Annotated in this window: 12 protein-coding genes and 2 tRNA genes; 10 read left to right on the top strand and 4 right to left on the bottom strand. The window is 72.8% G+C overall.

Annotated elements, in window-relative coordinates; translation table 11 throughout:
• Nucleotides 1-61 precede the first annotated feature (61 nt).
• Nucleotides 62-1714, top strand: coding sequence for a long-chain fatty acid--CoA ligase (locus ACFWRV_RS21665; RefSeq protein ID WP_384336924.1), 1653 nt, complete (start codon nucleotides 62-64; stop codon nucleotides 1712-1714).
• Nucleotides 1715-1917: 203 nt separating this feature from the next.
• On the opposite strand, the gene ACFWRV_RS21660 is transcribed toward ACFWRV_RS21665, so the two are convergent.
• Both ACFWRV_RS21660 and ACFWRV_RS21655 read right to left on the bottom strand, forming a co-directional pair.
• Nucleotides 1918-6084 carry a PAS domain-containing protein gene (locus tag ACFWRV_RS21660; RefSeq protein ID WP_384336922.1) on the bottom strand — a complete coding sequence of 1389 codons (4167 nt, stop codon included), beginning with the start codon at nucleotides 6082-6084 and terminating at the stop codon, nucleotides 1918-1920.
• 303 nt (nucleotides 6085-6387) lie between these two features.
• A complete protein-coding gene (locus ACFWRV_RS21655) occupies nucleotides 6388-6957 on the bottom strand; it encodes an SSI family serine proteinase inhibitor (RefSeq protein WP_384336920.1) in 570 nt (189 codons plus the stop codon).
• 290 nt (nucleotides 6958-7247) lie between these two features.
• Here ACFWRV_RS21655 and ACFWRV_RS21650 point away from each other — a divergent pair.
• Together ACFWRV_RS21650 and ACFWRV_RS21645 are read left to right on the top strand one after the other, a co-directional pair.
• Nucleotides 7248-7338 (top strand) — tRNA-Ser (locus ACFWRV_RS21650).
• A gap of 226 nt (nucleotides 7339-7564) precedes the next feature.
• Nucleotides 7565-7637: transfer RNA gene (locus ACFWRV_RS21645), tRNA-Arg, on the top strand.
• Nucleotides 7638-8681: 1044 nt separating this feature from the next.
• On the opposite strand, the gene ACFWRV_RS21640 is transcribed toward ACFWRV_RS21645, so the two are convergent.
• The gene (locus tag ACFWRV_RS21640; RefSeq protein WP_384336918.1) at nucleotides 8682-9896 is read right to left on the bottom strand and encodes an NAD(P)/FAD-dependent oxidoreductase; all 1215 of its coding nucleotides are present in this window, start codon (nucleotides 9894-9896) and stop codon (nucleotides 8682-8684) included.
• 94 nt (nucleotides 9897-9990) lie between these two features.
• Nucleotides 9991-10935, bottom strand: coding sequence for an RNA polymerase sigma factor SigJ (gene sigJ / locus ACFWRV_RS21635; RefSeq protein WP_384336916.1), 945 nt, complete (start codon nucleotides 10933-10935; stop codon nucleotides 9991-9993).
• A gap of 107 nt (nucleotides 10936-11042) precedes the next feature.
• On the opposite strand from sigJ, the gene ACFWRV_RS21630 reads away from it, so the two are divergent.
• The 7 genes from ACFWRV_RS21630 (at nucleotide 11043) to ACFWRV_RS21600 (ending at nucleotide 19520) form a co-directional block, all read left to right on the top strand.
• Nucleotides 11043-11585 (top strand): hypothetical protein, encoded by a 543-nt coding sequence (locus tag ACFWRV_RS21630; RefSeq protein WP_384336914.1) that lies wholly within the window; start codon nucleotides 11043-11045, stop codon nucleotides 11583-11585.
• A 69-nt stretch (nucleotides 11586-11654) separates the two neighbouring features.
• Nucleotides 11655-12596: a DUF2797 domain-containing protein gene (locus ACFWRV_RS21625; RefSeq protein WP_384337033.1), complete on the top strand. Its 942-nt coding sequence runs from the start codon at nucleotides 11655-11657 to the stop codon at nucleotides 12594-12596.
• A 23-nt stretch (nucleotides 12597-12619) separates the two neighbouring features.
• Complete coding sequence (locus ACFWRV_RS21620; RefSeq protein ID WP_384336912.1) at nucleotides 12620-13501, top strand: amidohydrolase family protein; 882 nt, start codon at nucleotides 12620-12622, stop codon at nucleotides 13499-13501.
• An 81-nt stretch (nucleotides 13502-13582) separates the two neighbouring features.
• Nucleotides 13583-14329: a response regulator transcription factor gene (locus ACFWRV_RS21615; RefSeq protein ID WP_384336910.1), complete on the top strand. Its 747-nt coding sequence runs from the start codon at nucleotides 13583-13585 to the stop codon at nucleotides 14327-14329.
• Between the two features lie 19 nt (nucleotides 14330-14348).
• Nucleotides 14349-15938: an ATP-binding protein gene (locus tag ACFWRV_RS21610; RefSeq protein ID WP_384336908.1), complete on the top strand. Its 1590-nt coding sequence runs from the start codon at nucleotides 14349-14351 to the stop codon at nucleotides 15936-15938.
• Between the two features lie 226 nt (nucleotides 15939-16164).
• Entirely contained in the window at nucleotides 16165-17424 is a 1260-nt protein-coding gene (locus ACFWRV_RS21605; RefSeq protein ID WP_384337031.1) for a glycosyltransferase, read from the top strand.
• A complete protein-coding gene (locus ACFWRV_RS21600; protein WP_384336906.1) occupies nucleotides 17421-19520 on the top strand; it encodes an ArnT family glycosyltransferase in 2100 nt (699 codons plus the stop codon). The genes ACFWRV_RS21605 and ACFWRV_RS21600 overlap by 4 nt, the downstream gene beginning before the upstream one ends.
• The last annotated feature ends 120 nt before the right edge of the window (nucleotides 19521-19640 follow it).

Below are 19640 nucleotides of genomic sequence, written 5' to 3'. Positions count from 1 at the left end.
GTGGTATGTGCGCAGAATCAGCGGAACCTTACTGCCGCGTAGCGCCCACCGGGAGGACGCCGTGCTGAGCACCATGCAGGACGTACCGCTGACTGTCACCCGCATCCTGCACCACGGGATGACGATCCATGGGAAGTCGCAGGTCACGACCTGGACCGGCGAACCCGAGCCGCACCGCATCACCTTCGCCGAGATCGGGGCACGCGCGACCCGGCTGGCCAACGCGCTGCGCGACGAGCTGGGCGTCGACGGCGACCAGAGGGTCGCGACGCTCATGTGGAACAACTCCGCCCATGTCGAGGCCTACCTCGCCATCCCCTCCATGGGCGCCGTCCTCCACACCCTCAACCTCCGGCTGCCGCCCGAACAGCTCGCCTGGATCGTCAACCACGCGGACGACAAGGTGGTGATCGTCAACGGCTCGCTGCTGCCGCTCCTCGTGCCGCTGCTGCCCCACCTGCCGAGCATCGAGCACGTGGTCGTCTCCGGTCCCGGGGACCGTTCCGCCCTCGCCGGCGTCGCACCGCGCGTGCACGAGTACGAGGAGCTGATCGCGGGCCGCCCCACCACGTACGACTGGCCCGAGCTCGACGAACGCCAGGCCGCGGCCATGTGCTACACCTCCGGCACCACGGGCGACCCCAAGGGCGTCGTCTACTCGCACCGCTCGATCTACCTGCACTCGATGCAGGTCAACATGACCGAGTCGATGGGGCTGACCGACAAGGACACCACCCTCGTCGTCGTGCCCCAGTTCCATGTGAACGCGTGGGGCCTGCCGCACGCCACGTTCATGAGCGGCGTCAACATGCTCATGCCGGACCGCTTCCTCCAGCCCGCCCCGCTGGCCGAGATGATCGAGCGCGAGCGCCCCACGCACGCGGCCGCGGTCCCCACCATCTGGCAGGGCCTGCTCGCCGAGGTCACCGCCAACCCGCGCGATCTCACCTCCATGGCGAGCGTGACCATCGGCGGCGCGGCCTGTCCGCCCTCGCTGATGGAGGCGTACGACAAGCTCGGCGTCCGGCTCTGCCAGGCCTGGGGCATGACGGAGACCTCGCCGCTGGGCACCATGGCCCACCCGCCCGCCGGGCTGAGCGACGAGGAGCAGTGGCCGTACCGGGTCACCCAGGGCCGCTTCCCCGCCGGAGTCGAGGCGCGGCTGGTCGGTCCGGGCGGGGAACACCTCCCGTGGGACGGCGAGTCGGCCGGCGAGCTGGAGGTCCGGGGCCCGTGGATCGCCTCCGCCTACTACGGCGGGGCCGACGGCGAGCACCTGCGCCCCGAGGACAAGTTCAGCGAGGACGGCTGGCTGAAGACCGGCGACGTCGGCGTGATCAGCATCGACGGCTTCCTGACTCTCACCGACCGGGCCAAGGACGTCATCAAGTCGGGCGGCGAGTGGATCTCCAGCGTAGAGCTGGAGAACGCGCTGATGGCTCACCCGGACGTCGCGGAGGCGGCCGTCGTCGCCGTGCCGGACGAGAAGTGGGGTGAGCGGCCGCTCGCGACCGTCGTGCTCAAGGAGGGCGCCGCCGACGTCGACTACGAGGCGCTGAAGGCGTTCCTCGCCGAGTCGGGCATCGCCAAGTGGCAGCTGCCGGAGCGCTGGTCGGTGATCCCCGCCGTGCCGAAGACGAGCGTCGGCAAGTTCGACAAGAAGGTGATCCGCAAGCAGTACGCGCAGGGCGAGCTGGACGTCACCCAGCTCTGACTTCCCGCTCTCTGACTCCCAGCTCTCTGGTCCTCAGCGCTGACTCCCAGCTCTCTGGTTCCCCAGCGCTGACTCCCAGCTCTCTGGTCCTCAGCTCTGGCCCTCAGCTCTGATCCTTCGAGCCGCACGTTTCACGTGAAACAACAGGGCGGGGCGGTACGGAAACTCCGTACCGCCCCGCCCTCTTCTGCCTTCTGCCGCGCCTAGTTGGTGCCGATCTTCGCCAGCAGGTCGACGATCCGCGACTGGACCTCTTCGCTGGTCGACCGTTCCGCCAGGAAGAGAACGGTTTCGCCCGATCCGAGCCGCGGCAGCTCCGCACGGTCCATCCCGGCCGAGGTGTAGACGACCAGCGGGGTGCGGTTCAGCTGGCCGTTGGCCCGCAGCCAGTCGATGATCCCGGCGCGCCGGCGGCGTACCTGCATCAGGTCCATCACCACGAGGTTCGGCCGCATCCGGCCCGCCAGGTCGACGGCCTCGCTGTCTGTCGCGGCGCGCGCCACCTGCATCCCGCGCCGCTCCAGTGTCTGCGTCAGCGCCACCGCGATCTCCTCGTGCTCCTCGATCAGGAGCACCCGCGAGGGATGCTGTTCGCTGTCGCGCGGGGCGAGCGCCTTGAGCAGGACGGCCGGGTCGGCTCCGTACGCCGCTTCCCGGGTCGCCTGCCCCAGACCTGCCGTGACCAGCACCGGGACCTCGGCCGCCACGGCCGCCTGGCGCAGCGACTGCAACGCGGTCCTGGTGATGGGACCGGTCAGCGGGTCGACGAAGAGCGCGGCGGGGAACGCGGCGATCTGGGCGTCGACCTCCTCGCGGGAGTTCACGATCACCGGCCGGTAGCCCCGGTCGCTGAGCGCCTGCTGCGTCGGTACGTCGGGGGCGGGCCAGACCAGCAGCCGGCGCGGGTTGTCCAGCGGCTCGGGCGGCAGCTCGTCGTCGACCGGGTGCGGGTGCGGCCGGTTGGCGACCTCGACCGCGCCCCCGGGCCCGTCCAGCGGCTCGGGACCCTCGGCGCCCTCGTCGGGCGCCCCTATGGCGTACGCGCGCCCTTCCGCGACGGGCGGCGCGAGCAACTGCCCCTCGCCGTAGGCGGTGCCGGGACCGCCGCCGACCTGAGCCGACGGGCCCGGCTGACCCGGCTGACCTTGCGGTCCGGGCTCCTGCGCCGGTTCCTGGGGCCGCGACGGCGGCTGGGACGGGGAGGAGGACTGGGGCTGACTCTGCCCCGCTCCGGGTGCGGAAGCGGTCCCGTGCGCGGGGGTGCCCGGCCGGTCCTGGGGCTGCGCCTGCTGGCCGACGCCCGTCCGGGACGGGGCGCGGTCGCCCTCCGGCGGTGCGGCGAGCTTGCGACGCCGGCCGGCCCCGCCGAGACTCTGGTGCGGCTGGTTCTGCTGATGCGCGAGGTGCTGGGCGAACGGCACGCCCTGGCCCAGCGTGCGCACGCTGAAGGCCCGGCCCTGCGTCGAGTCGGGGTTGCTGCCGTCCGGCATCGGCTCCTCGGCGGGCAGCGGCTGCCGCCGCGTGTCCGTGGCGCCCGCGTCCCCGTCGGCCGGGTGAGCCCCGGGACCGATGACGGCTGCGACGCCGGTGGTGTGGGCGGTCTGCCCGGTGTCGCCCCAGGCTCCGCTCTCCGACGCCGGGTTCGGAGCCTGCGGGAGGCCGCCGTCGTGCGGACCGGGCAGGTGCTGCGCGTCGGGCCCGTGCTGTGCGTCGGCTGCGAGCGGGAGGCCCTGCCCCGAGGATTCCTGCCTGGAGGTTCCGTCCGCCTGTGGCCCGTTGTGCGCCGGGGCGACGGGGTGCGCCTGGGGAGGCGTGTGGCCGGCCTCCGGTGCGGTACGCGTGTGATGGGCGCTCGCGTCGTCGCCGCGGCCGGCCGGGGCGTCGGGGGCGAGCCGCGCCCGGTCCGCGTCGGCCGGCGGCAGGGCGAAGGCGGTACGCGGACCGGCGTCGGCTGCGGTGCGCTCCTGGGCCGCGGCCAGCGCACGCCGGGCCCGCCGGCCTCCGGGCTGCTGGGACTGCTCGGGGCCGGGGTGACCGTTGCTGTTTCCGCCGTTTCCGCCGCTTCCGGACGTGAGGGCGGGAAGGGCCGGAACATCGGATCCGCCCTCCCGGCGGGCCCGCCGTCCGGTGGGCGGAACGGGCTGGTGCGGGTCGACCGGGACGCCCTGGGGCGGCACGGTCTGCCCGAGCTGCGGACGACCGCCACCCTGGGCGTTCTCGGCCGCGGTGACGACGGACCCTTCCGAGGGCGTGGACGGGGCCGAGGTCAGGGCCAGCGCCCCCCGCTGCGGCGGCCGGGGCTGCTCCTGGGCCGTGGCCCCGGCGTCTCCCGGAATCGTGCCCGGGGCCGCCTCGGCCGGGCTGGGCCGGCCGCGCCGCCGCCCGGAGCCCTCTCCCTGCTGGGCCGGGATCAGCTCGGGGGCCTGCTGCTCCTCGGCCGCTGCCGGTCCACGGCGCGCCCGCCGCCGCCCGGTCGGCTCGGCCACCGGACGGTCGTCGGGAACGGAAGCGGGAGCGGCCGCCCCGGCCATGCTGTCGCCGCCGCCCTCCGGCGTACCGCCGGGGCTGTCCAGGAACGCGTCGGTGGAGGACCTGCGCGCCCGCCGCCGACCGCCGCTGGTCACGCCCGGCGCGCCGAGGCCCTCGGGTGACGAGGAGGTCGGGGCGGCGGGCTCCGGCGGCAGACCGCCGCCGCCCGCCTCCGGGGGCGCGATCGTGCCGGACGCGGCGCCGATGGGCACGTCGAGCACGTATGCGCTGCCGCTCATCCCCGGCATCTCGTGCGTCTGCAGGACCCCGCCGTGCGCCCGGACGATGCCGCGCACGATCGGTTCGTGCACGGGGTCGCCCCCGGCGAACGGCCCGCGCACCTCGATCCGCACGACGTCACCGCGCTGGGCGGCGGCCACGACGACGGTGGAGTCGACGTAGCCGCCCCCGGGCACAGCCCGGGTCTTGCCGGTCGAGTCGACACCGCAGACGTCCGCGACGAGATGGGCGATGGCGGTCGCGAGCCGGGGCGCGTCGACCTCGGCCTCGATCGGCGGGGCGTGCACGGCGAACTGGGCGCGCCCGGGCCCGATCAGCTCGACCGCCCCGTCGATTCCGCCCTTCACGATCCCCTCGACCAGCGCGGGGGCCTTCCGCAGCCCCTCCACCCCCGCGTCGAGGCGCTGGTACCCGAGGACGTTGTCGACGAGGGTCGTCATCCGGGCGTACCCGGCGGCGAGATGGTGCAGGATCTGGTTGGCCTCGGGCCACAGCTGACCGGCCGGGTCGGAGGCGAGCGTGGACAGCTCGCCGCGCAGCTCCTCCAGGGGCCCGCGCAGCGAACCGCCGAGGACGGCGGTGAGCTGGGAGTGCTGGGCGCCCAGGGTGGCGAGCAGCTCGGCCTGGCCCTCGATCTCGGCGGCGTACCGCTCGCTGCGGTCGGCGAGCTCGGCGGCGTGCGCCTCCTTCAGCGCCTCCAGCTCCGCGGCGTGCGCCTCCTTGAGCGCGGTGACCTCGGCGGAGTGGCTCGTGGTCAGCTCGGCGACGACGTTCTTGTGCTGGGCGGACAGCTCCTCGTGCGGCCGGCGGTCGGTGAACGTCATCACCGCGCCGACGAGCTGGTCCCCGTCCCGTACCGGCGCGGTCGTCAGATCCACCGGCACCTGGGCGCCGCTCTTGGACCACAGCACCTGCCCGCGCACCCGGTGCTTGCGCCCGGACTTGAGGGTGTCGGCGAGCGGGGAGTCCTCGTACGGGAACGGCTCGCCCTCCGCCCGCGAGTGCAGGATCAGCGGGTGCAGCTCCTGGCCGCCGAGGTCGCTGGCCCGGAAGCCGAGGATCTGCGCGGCGGCGGGGTTGACGAGAACGACCCGCCCGTCGGTGTCCGTGCCGACGACCCCCTCGGAGGCGGCCCGCAGGATCATCTCGGTCTGCCGCTGCGAACGGGCCAGCTCGGCCTCGGTGTCGACGGTGCCGGAGAGATCCCGCACGACGATCATGAGGAGCTCGTCGCCCGTGTAGCTGGAGTGGATGTCGTTGTACGCGGCCTGCCCGCTTTCGAGGCTCGCGCTGGTGACCTCGACCGGATACTCGTGGCCGTCGGTGCGCCGCGCGGTCATCCGCGTGGGCTTGGTCCTGCCCTGTTCGTCCGCAGCCTCGGGCCGCCGCATCGAACCCGGGATCAGCTTGGAGTCGAACTCCGGCAGCAGATCGAGCAGTCCGCGACCGACGAGCGCGGTGCCCGGGGTCTCGAACATTTCGAGGGCGATGGCGTTGGCGTTGACGACCGTGCCGTTGCAATTGACGAGCAGAAGCCCGTCAGGAAGGGCATCGAGTATGGCTGCGAGGCGAGCAGTGCCTCGGGATGGCCTGCTGCTCACGACGACGCTTCCTCCCTGATTACCGCACCTTGCCGACAGCGGGCCCCATCTTGCCCCTCGGGCCGCAGACTGTCACTGGAGGAGTCTAAGGGCAGGGGAGGCCCCGGGGGCGGTGGATGAGGGGGAGCTCTCACCAAGGTTCTGTGCGCGCGGTGTATGCCGAGGGACCATGACGTGAGCGTCCGCACACCCTGTGACGTGCGCGGACGCACGGCGCGCCCCTGCGTCCCGGGGCCTGCGAGACCCCGGAGACGCCTTCGGTACGTACGGCACGGCGAACGCTTTTACGCCGCCGTCGAACGACTATCGAACATCCGGGAGCACCGGCACGAGGCTGTTCCAGCGCGCGATCTCGCATCCGTCAAGGCGGCTCGCGGTGGTGTCCACGGCCCGGCCCTCCCAGGTCCCCACGATGCGCGCGGTCGCGTCGCCGCCGTGGATCATCGTGCACATCGTGCCCTCGGGGGTCGGCTGGAACAGCTCCTGCCGCCCGGCCCGGGTGGCGCCGGCCTCCGCCAGCCGGTCACAGGCGGCCTGCCCCTGCGGGTGGCTGCCCCCGGTGGGCCCGCACTCCAGCTCGAACGTGCCGTCCGCCCCGGGGACCCCGGTGTTCTCCACGCTCACGGTGAGCCGGGTCAGCACCTCCTCGGCCTCACCCGCACCCGCTCCGCCGTCGTCCAGGAATCCGGGCAGCGGGACGGGCATGGGCAGCGGACCGAGGGCGGGCCGGGCGTCGGCGAACGGCCCGGAGGTGGGCACGGCGGAGGGCGCCGGACCGGAGGCGGTGGCGGTGGCCGTGGCGGTGGACGCCGGCACGGCGGTGGCGAGGGCGGCGAGCGAGACGGCGGCGATGAGGGCGAGACGACGCAGCATGCGGAAGCTCCAGGATCTCTGCAGCACGGTCGGCCACGGGCGCGGTCACGGACGATCGCGGACCCGCCCCGGCGCCACGGCTGACGGACGACTGACGGGCGACGACGACTGACGGAGACCGGGGCCCCCACCCCTCTCTAACGCGCACCTGGCCCGGACGTTGCGCCACCACGCCGAACTGCTTTGCCCTGGCCCCCGGAGGCCTAGTAACGTTGGCGGCGATTGGTGACACGACGTTCGACTGTGTCATCATCTGCACGCACCACTCGCGTCCGCGCGAGGAGTGTGGAGGAGGCGTCGCCTAGTCCGGTCTATGGCGCCGCACTGCTAATGCGGTTTGGGTCTTAAAGCCCATCGAGGGTTCAAATCCCTCCGCCTCCGCTCCATCCCGAAGCCCCGTGCCCCTGGCACGGGGCTTCGGTCGTTCCGGGACGCGGGGGCGCGTCACGGCCGGAACGGGAGGGCGCGGGACGGGTCCAGGGCAGAGCCTCGGAAGGCTGTTTCCGCAGCTCAGCAGCGGTGCGGCTAATGGATTTCGCGTCACGGCGCAGGTCATGTAATGTTGTTCTCGCAACGCCGACCGGGAAGAAAAAGCCCGGAACGCCAAGCACTCGTAGCTTAACGGATAGAGCATCTGACTACGGATCAGAAGGTTGCAGGTTCGAATCCTGCCGAGTGCACAGCAGGCCAGAGGCCCCCGGAGATCATCCGGGGGCCTCTGGCGTTCTCCGTTCGGCATGGCCGAGGACAACCGCCTCAAAGGATCGCTCCGGGCCGATCAGACGTCTGCTCAGCCGTCGATCTAGCCCTGAATCGGCAGGTCCGGATGTGTGAACACAAAGATCATGTAAGCCACCGCAGCTACTGCCCCTACGGTCGAGAGCGCCAGTCCCATCCGAGGCTGAGCATGGCTGGTGCCTTGACGTGAGGCAGTGCGGTATTCGATGACACCCCGGACGATGCCTGTCAGCCCCAGCGGCAAGGCCAGTAGCCAGACAAGCATCCAAAAGGGACAGCAGAACCAGAGGGCAACGGAGGCTCCGCCGAAGGCGACGGCGAGACTCGTCCGCCTCGGTCTGTCGCCCGTCGAGTCATCGGCAGAGATCATGCGCTGATCAAAGCAGCATCAGAACGGGCGCTGGATACCGCCCCTGGGCAAGTCCACCCCCCCACGTGACCGATCCGAGCTGGAAACCGAGTGAACACCGCAGAAACGTGGTGCAAGGGCATGAACGCTCGCCCCCGTAGCGAGATCGCATCTGGTGGAGGTCATACGGGTCTGCCAGGATCAAGCTGTGAACCAGCCTTCGATACCCGACAGACTGAGCAGGGCCCTCGACTGGGCAGGGCTGCCCCTGTCCGTTCTCCTTCTCGCCATAGGCATCAGGGACTATCGCGATGGTGCCTCCGTGGGCTGGCCCATCGGTGGAGCGGTGCTTGTTCTGGTCAGCCTCTGGGTGATCTATCGCGGGATGCGTCAGCGGAGTGGCAGGACCACCAAGTCGGCGTAGGGGTACAGCCGCGCGGTACCGCAACCACAGCAACCGCCCCTGCTCGCTACCGTCTCTTCGGGACCCGGTAGCGGCCGGTACGGCCGTAGTTGACCGATCCGGTCAGAGCCACGGATCAGAGGGTTGCAGGTTCGAATCCTGCCGAGTGCACAGCAGGCCAGAGGCCCCCAGGAGAAATCCCGGGGGCTTCTCGCGTTGCCCGGGGAGCAGTCGTCAGGCCGTCTCGGTCGCCACGCCCGCCCGCGCCCGCTCCGCCGTCACCCGGCGGCGGCGGGTCGGCATGCCCAGGGTGGGGTTCGCGACGCCCCAGGCCGCGCCCTTGCAGACCAGTTCCTTGTAGAGGGCGGCCAGGCGGCCGGTCAGGGCAGCGCCTACGGATCGGTCGTCCGCGGTGACGTACTGGATCAGGCCCTCCCTGCGGCCCAGGGAGACGCACTGGTTGTAGTAGCGGAGCGAGGTGGTCGGGAGCTTTCCGTCGGTCAGGCGGGCGGCGATGGCGTCGGCGGCCTGCCAGGCGGTGGGGACGCCCGAGGCGCACGACATGCGCAGCGGTTTGCCGCCGGGGCCTGCCACCAGGGCCGCGTCGCCGATGGCGTACACGTCCGGGTGCGAGGTCGAGCGCATGGTGGCGTCGACGATGATCTGGCCGTTGTCGGAGGTCTCCAGGGTGGTGGCGCGGGCGATGGGGTGAGCCGCGAAGCCCGTCGTCCAGATCGTGACCGCGGCCGGGATGTCGCCCTCGGCGGTCGTGACGCGGTCGGCGTGCACGGCGGTGACGGCCGTGTGTTCGTGGGCGGTGATCCGCAGGTTGGTGAAGACCTTCCGCAGGTGCTGCGCGCCCTTGGGGGAGAGCCAGTCGCCCAAGGCGCCGCGGGCCACCAGGGACACGTCGAGGTCCGGGCGGGTCTCGGCCAGCTCCGTCGCGGCCTCCAGGCCGGTGAGGCCGCCGCCGACGACCGTAACGGGGCTGCCGGGGGCGAGGGCGGCCAGCCGGTCGCGCAGGCGCAGGGCTCCGGGGCGGCCGGCGATGTCGTGGGCGTGCTCGGCCGCACCGGGGACCGCGTGGGTGTTCCAGGCGCTGCCGAGGGCGTAGACCAGGGTGTCGTACGGCAGGGTCTCCGGCTCCCCGGCTCCGTTCGGGGCCGTGACGGACACCGTCCCGCGGTCGACGTCGACGCCCGTGACCTTCCCGAGACGCAGCCGGACGCCCGTGCCGGCGAACATCTCGTCGAAGGGGCGGGGGCGGAGGGTCTGGCCCATCGCCAGCTGGTGCATCCGGACGCGCTCGACGAAGTCCGGCTCGGCGTTGACGAGGGTGATGGAGACGTCCTCGCCGCGCACCCGCCTGGCGAGGCGCCCCGCGGCAATGGCACCGGTGTATCCGGCTCCGACGACGATGACGCGATGCTGCTGCGTGTTCTGCTGCATGTCCTGCACTCCTGTCTTGCGCGGATTCCTCCCTTGAACCGGGCAGCCCGCCGTTTCCTGACAGGTGAAGGGTGTGATGCACGTCACATTGTGATCAGAAGGCGTGGAACAGGGGTTCTCCGTGGTCGGTGGCCGCCCAGTGTCGGTTCGCGCGTTCGAGCTTGTCGGGGTTGACCTGGCTGTAGAACGCGGCGATGCCGTCGGTCGAGACCTCCATGCACATCACGCCGATGACACGGTCCTCGACGACCACCACGACGGCGGGGCCGCCGTTCGCCGTCGTGACGTGGATCGCGGGGGAGCCGCCGGCGAGAGCCCGCTTGGCCTTGCTGGGAGTGAACAGACCCCGTATGAACCTCGCGACGGCGATGGCGCCCTCGAACGCCTTGGCGCGGGCCGGCACCTTTCCGCCGCCGTCGCCGATCGCGACGGCGTCTGCGGTGAGCAGTTGGACGAGCGGTTCGGTCCGGCCGTTGGTGGCGGCGGTCAGGAACTCCTCGACGATCCGCCGGGCGGCGGCCTCGTCGATCTCGGTACGGGTCCGGCCCGCGGCGATGTGCCCCTTGGCGCGGTGGAACAGCTGCTGGCTCGCGGACTCGGTGGTGTCGAGGATCTCGGCGATCCTGCCGTGCGGGTACGCGAAGGCCTCCCGCAGCACGTACACCACCCGCTCGTTGGGGGACAGCCGCTCCATGAGGGCGAGGACCGCGAACGAGACCGACTCGCGCTGCTCGACGGTGTCGGCGGGGCCGAGCATGGAGTCCCCGGCGAGCAGTGGCTCGGGCAGCCACTGGCCCACGTAGGTCTCGCGCCGGGCGCGCGCCGAGGTGAGCTCGTTGAGGCAGAGGTTGGTGAGGACCTTCGTCAGCCAGGCCTCGGGGATTTCGATGCGGTCGATGTCGGCTGCCTGCCAGCGCAGGAACGTGTCCTGCACGGCGTCCTCGGCATCGCTCGCGGAGCCGAGGAGACGGTAGGCGATGGCCTTCAGACGGGGCATGGAAGCTTCGAACAGGTCCATCTGATTCCCGGTCAGCGCCATGCTCCGGATCCTAGCGGGAAGGCGCGGCGGTCGTTCGCCGGGCCGGGGACGGGGTAGCCGGGTAAGTACGGGGCGTGATGGGCGCGCCCCCGGGCTCGGAGGTCGCGATGGGGGCGAAGAGGCAGGGTGGGAAAGGGCGTTGGCAGGATCAGTGGTGGTCCGTCGGGCTGCTGGTGCTGGTTGTCTGGGTCGCCGTCCGGCTGGCTTTCCACGGCTGGTCGGCGTGGCCGGGGATGCTGGTCGGCGGGGTCTTCTACGCCGGTTTCCTGACGTGGTTCCTGATGCGACGCAGGCGGCGGGACGCGAAGGCCGTAGGTACCGAGCCCGAGCGGGTGCCGGAGCTGGAGCGTCGCATCGCGAAGAACGGTGAGCTGCCCGACGACCCCGCCGAGCAGGCGGCCATGATCCGGCTGATCCGGCGGCGGGAGGAGAAGCTGCGGCACAACCAGAGGTGGGCCTTCCCGATGCTCGGGCTGATGTTCCTCGGGATGCCGTTCCTGTGGTTCGCCGCCGGGAACGTGCCGGCCGGGCTGTGGGCGCTCGGCTTCGGGGTGGCGTTCATGGGGTGGATGATCTGGTTCAACCGGCGCTTCGTGCGGCGCATGGCCGCGATGCGTCGGCGGATCGAGGGTGTCGGAGGGTACGCGTAGCATCGCCGGAGCCGGCGGCGGGACAGGTCCGACCGGCGGTCTGGTGCCGAGGTGAGCGAGGGGTCCCGGGTGGCCGGTGGGTGGTGGTGTGCCGGGGTGCGGTGGCCCGGGCAGACGCCTGAGCTGGGGTGGAGCAGGGGCGGCGACCGGCGGGTGAGCGTGCTCGCGTACGGGGCCGGCCTCGGGTTCCGGGCCCTCGGCGAGCGGCACTGCGTGGGGGCCCGGGGGAACGTGTGCCCGCTGGGGGCCGTGGTGCCGGGGCGCAGCACCGGCGGGCGGTGCGCCGAGTGCGCGCGGCTGGACCGGGCCCACTCGGTGGCCGCCGACACGCTGGCGGACGACCCCCGGACGTACCGCGTGTACCTCGCGTGGTTCGGGCCCGGCATGGTCAAGGTCGGGATCACCGGGGAGGAGCGCGGGTCCGCCCGGCTGCGGGAGCAGGGGGCGGTGGGCTTCAGCTGGTTGGGGCGCGGGCCCCTGATGGCGGCCCGGCGGACCGAGGAGGTGCTGCGGGCGGCCCTCGGGGTGCCCGACCGGATCCCGTACGCCAGGAAACGGGCCGTGCGGGGGCAGTTGCCGGGGCCGGAGGAGCGGGCCGGGGCGGTGGCCGAGCTGTACGGGCGGGCGGCCGCACTCGAAGGGCGCGGCTGGCCCGAGTCGTTGGAGCGGTTGCCCCTCGAAGTCGTCGATCAGGTGGGGATCTTCGGTCTCGACCGCGCGCCCGCGCCCGTCCGGTCGGTGCGGGAGCTGGTCGACGGGGGTGTCGTCGCCGGGCGGCTCGTCGCGGCGGCCGGGCCCGATCTGCATCTCGCGGTGGACGGCGTGGGTGTGGTCGTGCTGGACACCCGGCTGATCACCGGGTGGGATCTCGCGGCCGTACCCCTGTCCGCGACTGAACCCGCACGTACATCCGCACCCGGGCCCGCACGGATTCCCGAGGCGGTGCCGAGCGATGTACGTGTCCCCCTCATCGACATCGGCGGCGGCGGTGTGCAGGGTGGGTTGTTCTGAACGACCTGCGAAAGGGCCTGCGCATGGAAACCGGAAGCGATGACGTGGTGCGGTTCTGGGAGCGGCTAGGGCTGCCCGGGATCATCGATGTGCACACCCACTTCATGCCCGAGCAGGTTCTGCGCAAGGTGTGGGCCTACTTCGACGCCGCCGGGCCGCTGACGGGACTGGAGTGGCCGATCACCTACCGGTACGAGGAGGAGCGGCGGCTTGAGCTGCTGCGGTCGTTCGGGGTGCTCCGCTTCACGTCCATGCTCTACCCGCACAAGCCCGGGATGGCGCGTTGGCTGAACGGCTGGGCCGCCGACTTCGCCGCCCGGACCCCCGACTGCCTGCACACGGCGACCCTCTTCCCGGAGGAGGGCGTGGAGGTGTACGTGAAGGAGGCCGTCGAGGCCGGGGCCCGGGTGTTCAAGTCGCACCTCCAGGTGGGGGCGTACGACGCCAACGACCCGTTGCTGGATCCGGTGTGGGGGATGCTCGCGGAGGCCGGGATTCCGGTGGTGATGCACTGCGGATCGGGGCCCGCGCCGGGTGCGTACACCGGGCCCGAGCCGATCGGGCGGCTGCTGGCGCGTCATCCCCGGCTGCGGCTGATCGTCGCGCACATGGGGATGCCGGAGTACGCGGAGTTCCTGGCGCTGGCCGAGGCGTATCCGGAGGTCCGGCTCGACACGACGATGGCGTTCACCGACTTCAGTGAGCGCTTCAGCCCCTTCCCGGCGGCGGAGCGGGGGCGGCTGGCCGACCTCGGGGACCGGATCCTGCTGGGGACCGACTTCCCGAACATCCCGTACCCGTACGTCCATCAGCTGCGGGCCCTGGAGCGGCTGGAGTTGGGGGACGCGTGGTTGCGGGGGGTCTGTCATGGGAACGCCGCCGCGTTGTTCCCCACCCGTGCCTGACGAAGCCTGACGGTCGCTTTCTCAGGGAATTCACAGGAACGGGTCAGGCTGCTCTCACGGGTGCCTCACAGAGTGGGTTCCATGACGACGACGACCTCGCCCCAGGGGCGTACCGAACTGCTCAGGCCGGACCGCACCCCCGTACGGGTCCTGGTCGTGGACGACGAGGCTCCGCTCACCGAGCTGCTCTCGATGGCCCTGCGGTACGAGGGGTGGGAGGTGCGCAGCGCCGGGGACGGGGCCGGGGCGGTCCGGACGGCGCGCGACTTCCGCCCGGACGCGGTCGTCCTGGACGTGATGCTCCCGGACATGGACGGGCTGTCCGTGCTGGGCCGGCTGCGCCGTGAGTACGCCGATGTGCCGGTCCTCTTCCTGACCGCCCGGGACGCCGTCGAGGACCGGATCGCCGGGCTCACGGCGGGCGGCGACGACTACGTGACCAAGCCGTTCAGCCTGGAGGAGGTCGTGGCCCGGCTGCGCGGGCTCATCCGCCGCTCGGGCTCGGCCGTCGCCGCCGGGCGCGGCGAGTCCACGCTCACCGTCGGGGACCTGGTGCTCGACGAGGACAGCCACGAGGTGAGCCGGGGCGGGGACGCGATCCACGTCACGGCCACCGAGTTCGAGCTGCTGCGCTTCCTGATGCGCAATCCGCGCCGGGTGCTCAGCAAGGCGCAGATCCTCGACCGGGTCTGGAACTACGACTTCGGCGGTCAGGCCAACGTCGTCGAGCTCTACATCTCCTACCTCCGCAAGAAGATCGACGCCGGACGGACACCGATGATCCACACCAGGCGTGGGGCGGGGTATCTGATCAAGCCCGGTGAGTAGGCGCCCGGGTGGCCGCGGTGTGCTCCGGCTCCCCTGGACCCTGCGGACCCGGCTCGTCGTCTCCGCCGTCTCCCTCATCGCCGTCGTCGCGGCCGCCATCTGCTCGGTCACCGCCATCGCCTTCCACAGCTACATGTACGACAAGCTCGACGACCAGCTGCAGGCCATCGCCGTACGCGCGGAGCGGCCACCGGGTCCCGAACCGCTGCCCGACGCCCTGCGCGACGCCGGCCCGCTCGGCTTCGTCGGCGGGGGCGGGCAGCCGCTCGGCACGTTCGGGGCCCTCGTCGGGGCCGACGGGGGCGTCACCGCGTCGAAGGTCGTCGAGGACAGCGGGCTGCGCTCCCAGGAGAGCGCGAAGCCGCTGACGGGGGCGCAGCGACACGCACTGGAGGCCGAAGCCCCGGAGACCGGCGAGGGAACCCGGAGCGTCGAGCTGCCCGGGCTCGGCGGCTACCGCGTGGAGGCCGCCACCACCGCCGAGGGCCGGACCGTCCTCGTTGGGATTCCCACCGCCGAGGTGAGCGGTGCGCTGACCACTCTGATCGTCGTCGAGGTCTGCGTCACCGCCGCCGGGCTCCTCGCCGCCTCGATCGCGGGCACCGTTCTCGTCGGGGTCGCCCTGCGTCCGTTGCGCCGGGTCGCGGCCACGGCCACCCGCGTCTCCGAACTCCCCCTGCACAGCGGGGAGGTGGCCCTCCTCGAACGCGTCCCGGAGGCCGAGGCCGATCCCCGTACCGAGGTCGGACAGGTGGGCGCGGCTCTCAACCGGATGCTCGGGCACGTCGGTTCGGCCCTCGTGGCCCGCCAGGAGAGCGAGACCCGGGTGCGGCAGTTCGTCGCGGACGCCAGCCATGAGCTGCGCACCCCGCTGGCCTCGATCCGGGGCTACGCCGAGCTGACCCGCCGCGCCACCGGGGCAGCGGCGGCCCCGGAGCCCGACCCGGTCACCCGGCACGCGCTGGGGCGGATCGAGTCGGAGGCGTACCGGATGACGGGCCTGGTGGAGGATCTGCTGCTGCTGGCCCGGCTGGACGCCGGACGTCCGCTGTCGTACGGGAGCACCGACCTGCTTCCGCTGGTCGTGGCCGCGGTGAGCGACGCCCGGGCGGCGGACCGGCCGGGCGACGGCTCGGGCGCCCTGCACCTGTGGCGGCTGGAGCTGCCCGGGGCCGCCGAGCCCGTGACCGTACGCGCCGATCCCGACCGGCTCCAGCAGGTGCTGGTCAACCTGCTGGCCAACGCCCGCACCCACACCCCGCCGGGGACCACCGTCACGGTCTCCGTGCGGCCGCCCGTAAGGGGTGGGGGGCCGGTCACGCTGGAGGTGCGGGACGACGGGCCCGGCATCCCGGCGGAGCTGCTGCCGCACGTCTTCGAACGGTTCGCGCGCGGCGACGCCTCGCGGGCGCGGGGCGCCGGTGGCGGCGGAGCGACCGGTTCCACCGGGCTCGGCCTCGCCATCGTGCAGGCCGTCGTCTCCGCGCACGACGGGCGGGTGCGGGTGGAGTCCCGGCCGGGCCGCACGGTGTTCGCGGTCGAGCTGCCCGCGATGGATGCGCCGGGCGTCGGCTCACAGGCCGGGGACAGGCTCACCACACCGGTGTGACAGCGGAGTTGGCGAATGTCGGAGCATGACCACCGACAGCCTCCGGAGCGGCCCCGGCGCGACCGGCCGCAGCAGCAGAGACGGCAGGGAAGGCGGAGACGGCAGGGACGGCGGAGACGGCAGGGAAGGCAGAGGCGGCAGGGAAGGCGGAGACGGCAGGGAAGGCAGAGACGGCAGGGAAGGCGGAGACGGCGGGGAAGGCAGAGACGGCAGGGACGGCGGGCGGCTGCCGGGGCGGGAGCACCTTCCGGCGCGCCGGCCGGTCGCCACGGCCTCCTCCGCCCCCGTGCTCGACGTCGTCGTCCCCGTGTACAACGAGGAGAAGGACCTCCACCCGTGCGTCCTGCGCCTCCACGGCCATCTCGCGCGGACCTTCCCGTACCCCTTCCGCATCACCGTCGCCGACAACGCCAGCACCGACTCCACCCCCGCCGTGGCCGCCGCTCTCGCCGCGGAGCTGCCCGGGGTGCGGTCCGTACGGCTGGAGGAGAAGGGGCGCGGGCGTGCGCTCCGCACGGTCTGGTCGGAGTCCGACGCGCCCGTCCTCGCCTATATGGACGTCGATCTCTCCACCGACCTCAACGCCCTCCTCCCGCTCGTCGCCCCGCTGATCTCCGGCCACTCCGATCTGGCCATCGGCTCGCGGCTCACCCGGAGTTCGCGGGTCGTGCGGGGAACGAAGCGGGAGTTCATCTCGCGCGCCTACAACCTGATCCTGCGCTCGTCGCTGGCCGCCGGGTTCAGCGACGCCCAGTGCGGGTTCAAGGCGATCCGGCGGGAGGTCGCCGAGCGGCTGCTGCCGATGGTGGAGGACAGCGGCTGGTTCTTCGACACCGAGCTGCTGGTCCTCGCCGAGCGGGCCGGGCTGCGCATCCACGAGGTGCCCGTGGACTGGATCGACGACCCCGACTCGACCGTCCACATCGTGCGGACGGCCACCGAGGACCTGAAAGGCGTGTGGCGGGTGGGGCGGGCGCTGGCCGTCGGCGCGCTGCCGCTGGACCGGCTGGCCCGGCCCTTCGGTGACGACCCGCGCGACCGGGCGCTGACCGGGGTGGAGCGCGGGCTGGCCCGCCAGCTCATCGGATTCTGCGCCGTGGGGGTCCTGTCCACCCTCCTCCACCTCGCGCTCTACTCCCTCTTCCGGCTCGGCGTCGGCCCGCAGGTCGCCAACGGCGGCGCCCTGCTCCTCTCCGCCGTCGCCAACACCGCCGCCAACCGGAGGCTCACCTTCGGTGTACGCGGCCGGGGCGGAGCCGTCCGCCACCAGGCCCAGGGCCTGGTCGTCCTCGCCATCGGCCTGGCGCTCACCAGCGGCTCGCTCACGGCGCTGGGGGCGGCCTCCGGATCGCCCTCGCACGGCACCGAGCTCGCCGTCCTGATCACCGCCAACCTCGCGGCCACCGTGCTGCGCTTCCTGCTCCTGCGCGCGTGGGTCTTCCCGACCGGCGCCCACCGTGCCCCTTACTCCGAGGACCTCCGATGACCACGTTCCCCGCCCCCGCGCCCCCGGCCCCCACGCCGCCCGCGCCGGACAGCGGCCCCCGCTGGGCGCGCCCCGCGCTGTTCGGGCTGTTGCTGGCCGTCGGCCTCGCGTACTTCTACAACCTCAGCGCCTCCGGGTACGCCAACTCCTTCTACTCGGCCGCCGTCCAGGCGGGCAGCCAGAGCTGGAAGGCCCTCTTCTTCGGCTCGCTGGACTCCGGAGGCGCCATCACCGTCGACAAGCCGCCCGCCGCGCTCTGGCCGATGGCCCTGTCGGTGCGGCTGTTCGGGCTCAACTCCTGGGCGATCCTGGCCCCTCAGGTCCTGATGGCGCTCGCCACGGCGGCCGTGCTGAACGCGGCCGTACGCCGTCGCTTCGGGCCGGTCGCCGGGCTGATCGCGGTGGGCGTGTTCGCGCTGACGCCGGTCGCCGCGCTGATGTTCCGCTTCAACAACCCGGACGCGCTGCTCGCCCTGCTGATGACCGTCACCGTGTGGTGCGTGCTGCGGGCCCTGGAGCGGGGGCGGACGACGTGGCTGCTGTGGGCGGGGGCGGCGGTCGGGTTCGCGTTCCTGACGAAGACCCTCCAGGCGTTCCTGATCCTGCCGCCGCTGGCCGTGCTGTACGCGGTGTGCGCACCCGTTCCCGTACGCAGGCGGATCGGCCAACTCGCCCTGTCCGCACTGACGATGGTCGTCGCCGGTGGCTGGTGGGTCGCCATCGTGGAGCTGATGCCGGCTTCCTCGCGGCCGTACGTCGGGGGCTCGCAGAACAACTCGTTCCTGGAGCTGACCTTCGGCTACAACGGGCTCGGCCGGATCAACGGCGAGGAGACCGGCAGCGTCGGCGGCGGTGGCCGTGGGGGCGGAGGCGGCGGGGGCTGGGGCGAGACCGGCATCGGGCGGATGTTCGGCTCCGAGGTCGGCGGCCAGGTCGCCTGGCTGCTGCCCGCCGCGCTGATCCTGCTGGCAGCCGGGCTCTGGCTGACCCGGAAGGCGGCGCGCGCCGACTCCGCGCGGGCCGCGTTCGTCGCCTGGGGCGGGGCGCTGCTCATGACCACGGCCGTGTTCAGCTTCATGGCGGGGATCTTCCACCAGTACTACACGGTGGCTCTCGCCCCCTACGTCGCGGCGCTCGTCGCCATGGGCGTCACGGTGCTCTGGGAGGAGCGGGGCGCGTGGTGGCCGCGTGCGGTGCTCGCGGGCACGGTCGCCGCGACGGCGCTCTGGGCGTACGTCCTGCTGGGCCGCACTCCGGAGTACCTGCCGTGGCTGCGGTGGGCGGTGCTCGCGGGCGGGCTCGTCGGCGCGCTCGGGCTGCTGGTCGTGGGGCGGTTCGGCGGGCGGCGCCCGGCCTTCGCCGTGGTGGCGCTGAGCTGCGCAGCGTCGCTGGCGGGGCCGGCCGCGTACACCGTCAGCACCCTGAACAGCGGCCACCAGGGGTCGATCGTGACCGCCGGTCCTGCGGCGGGTGGGTTCGGCATGGGCGGACCCGGCGGCGGACGCGGCGGTGACGGCGGGCAGCGCGGCGGCATGCAGCAGCCGCCCGGGCAGACCCAGGGACAGGCCCCGGGCCCGGGCCAGGGGAATCAGCGGGGCAACGCGCCGGGCGGCATGCCCACCATGCCCGGCGGTACGGGTGCGGGGACGGGGCCAGGCACCGGTACGGCCTTCGGCGAGGGCACGAGGGGTGGTGGCGGAGGCGGCGGCATGGGCGGGCTGCTGAACGGCGCGTCCGTCGACGCCGAGGCCGAGGCGCTCCTCACGAAGGGCGCGGACGACTACAGCTGGGTCGCCGCGGCCGTCGGCGCGCAGAACGCGGCCAGCTACCAACTCGCGACCGGGGAACCGGTGATGGCGATCGGCGGCTTCAACGGGAGCGACCCGTCGCCGACGCTCGCCCAGTTCAAGAAGTACGTGGAGAAAGGCAAGATCCACTACTTCGTCTCGGGCGGCGGCCTGGGAGGAGGAATGGGCGGGGGCCCCGGGGGGTCCGCCGGCACCTCCTCCCGGATCTCCTCGTGGGTGACGGAGAACTTCACCGAGGTCACCGTCGGCAGCGCCACGTTCTACGACCTTACGCAGCCTGCGAGTTGATGCCCGGGAGGCCGGGGGACGTCGGCGGCCGGGGGCGGGGGGAGGGCCAGGGCCCCGCCGCCGACGGCCAGAAGGACCCCCACACCACCGGCGCGGGCGGGCCCGGCCACAACCACAGGG

The sequence above is a fragment of the Streptomyces sp. NPDC058576 genome, assembly GCF_042718715.1.
In the GTDB taxonomy this organism is placed as follows: Bacteria; Actinomycetota; Actinomycetes; order Streptomycetales; family Streptomycetaceae; genus Streptomyces.
This window is presented reverse-complemented; position numbering and strand designations above follow the sequence as displayed.

Coding starts and splice junctions, on each gene's coding strand:
- ACFWRV_RS21655 (WP_384336920.1), bottom strand. CDS start 6,957: ATGCTGCGTCGTCTCGCCCTCATCGCCGCCGTCTCGCTCGCCGCCCTC.
- ACFWRV_RS21640 (WP_384336918.1), bottom strand. CDS start 9,896: ATGCAGCAGAACACGCAGCAGCATCGCGTCATCGTCGTCGGAGCCGGA.
- sigJ (WP_384336916.1), bottom strand. CDS start 10,935: ATGGCGCTGACCGGGAATCAGATGGACCTGTTCGAAGCTTCCATGCCC.
- ACFWRV_RS21630 (WP_384336914.1), top strand. CDS start 11,043: ATGGGGGCGAAGAGGCAGGGTGGGAAAGGGCGTTGGCAGGATCAGTGG.
- ACFWRV_RS21615 (WP_384336910.1), top strand. CDS start 13,583: ATGACGACGACGACCTCGCCCCAGGGGCGTACCGAACTGCTCAGGCCG.
- ACFWRV_RS21620 (WP_384336912.1), top strand. CDS start 12,620: ATGGAAACCGGAAGCGATGACGTGGTGCGGTTCTGGGAGCGGCTAGGG.
- ACFWRV_RS21600 (WP_384336906.1), top strand. CDS start 17,421: ATGACCACGTTCCCCGCCCCCGCGCCCCCGGCCCCCACGCCGCCCGCG.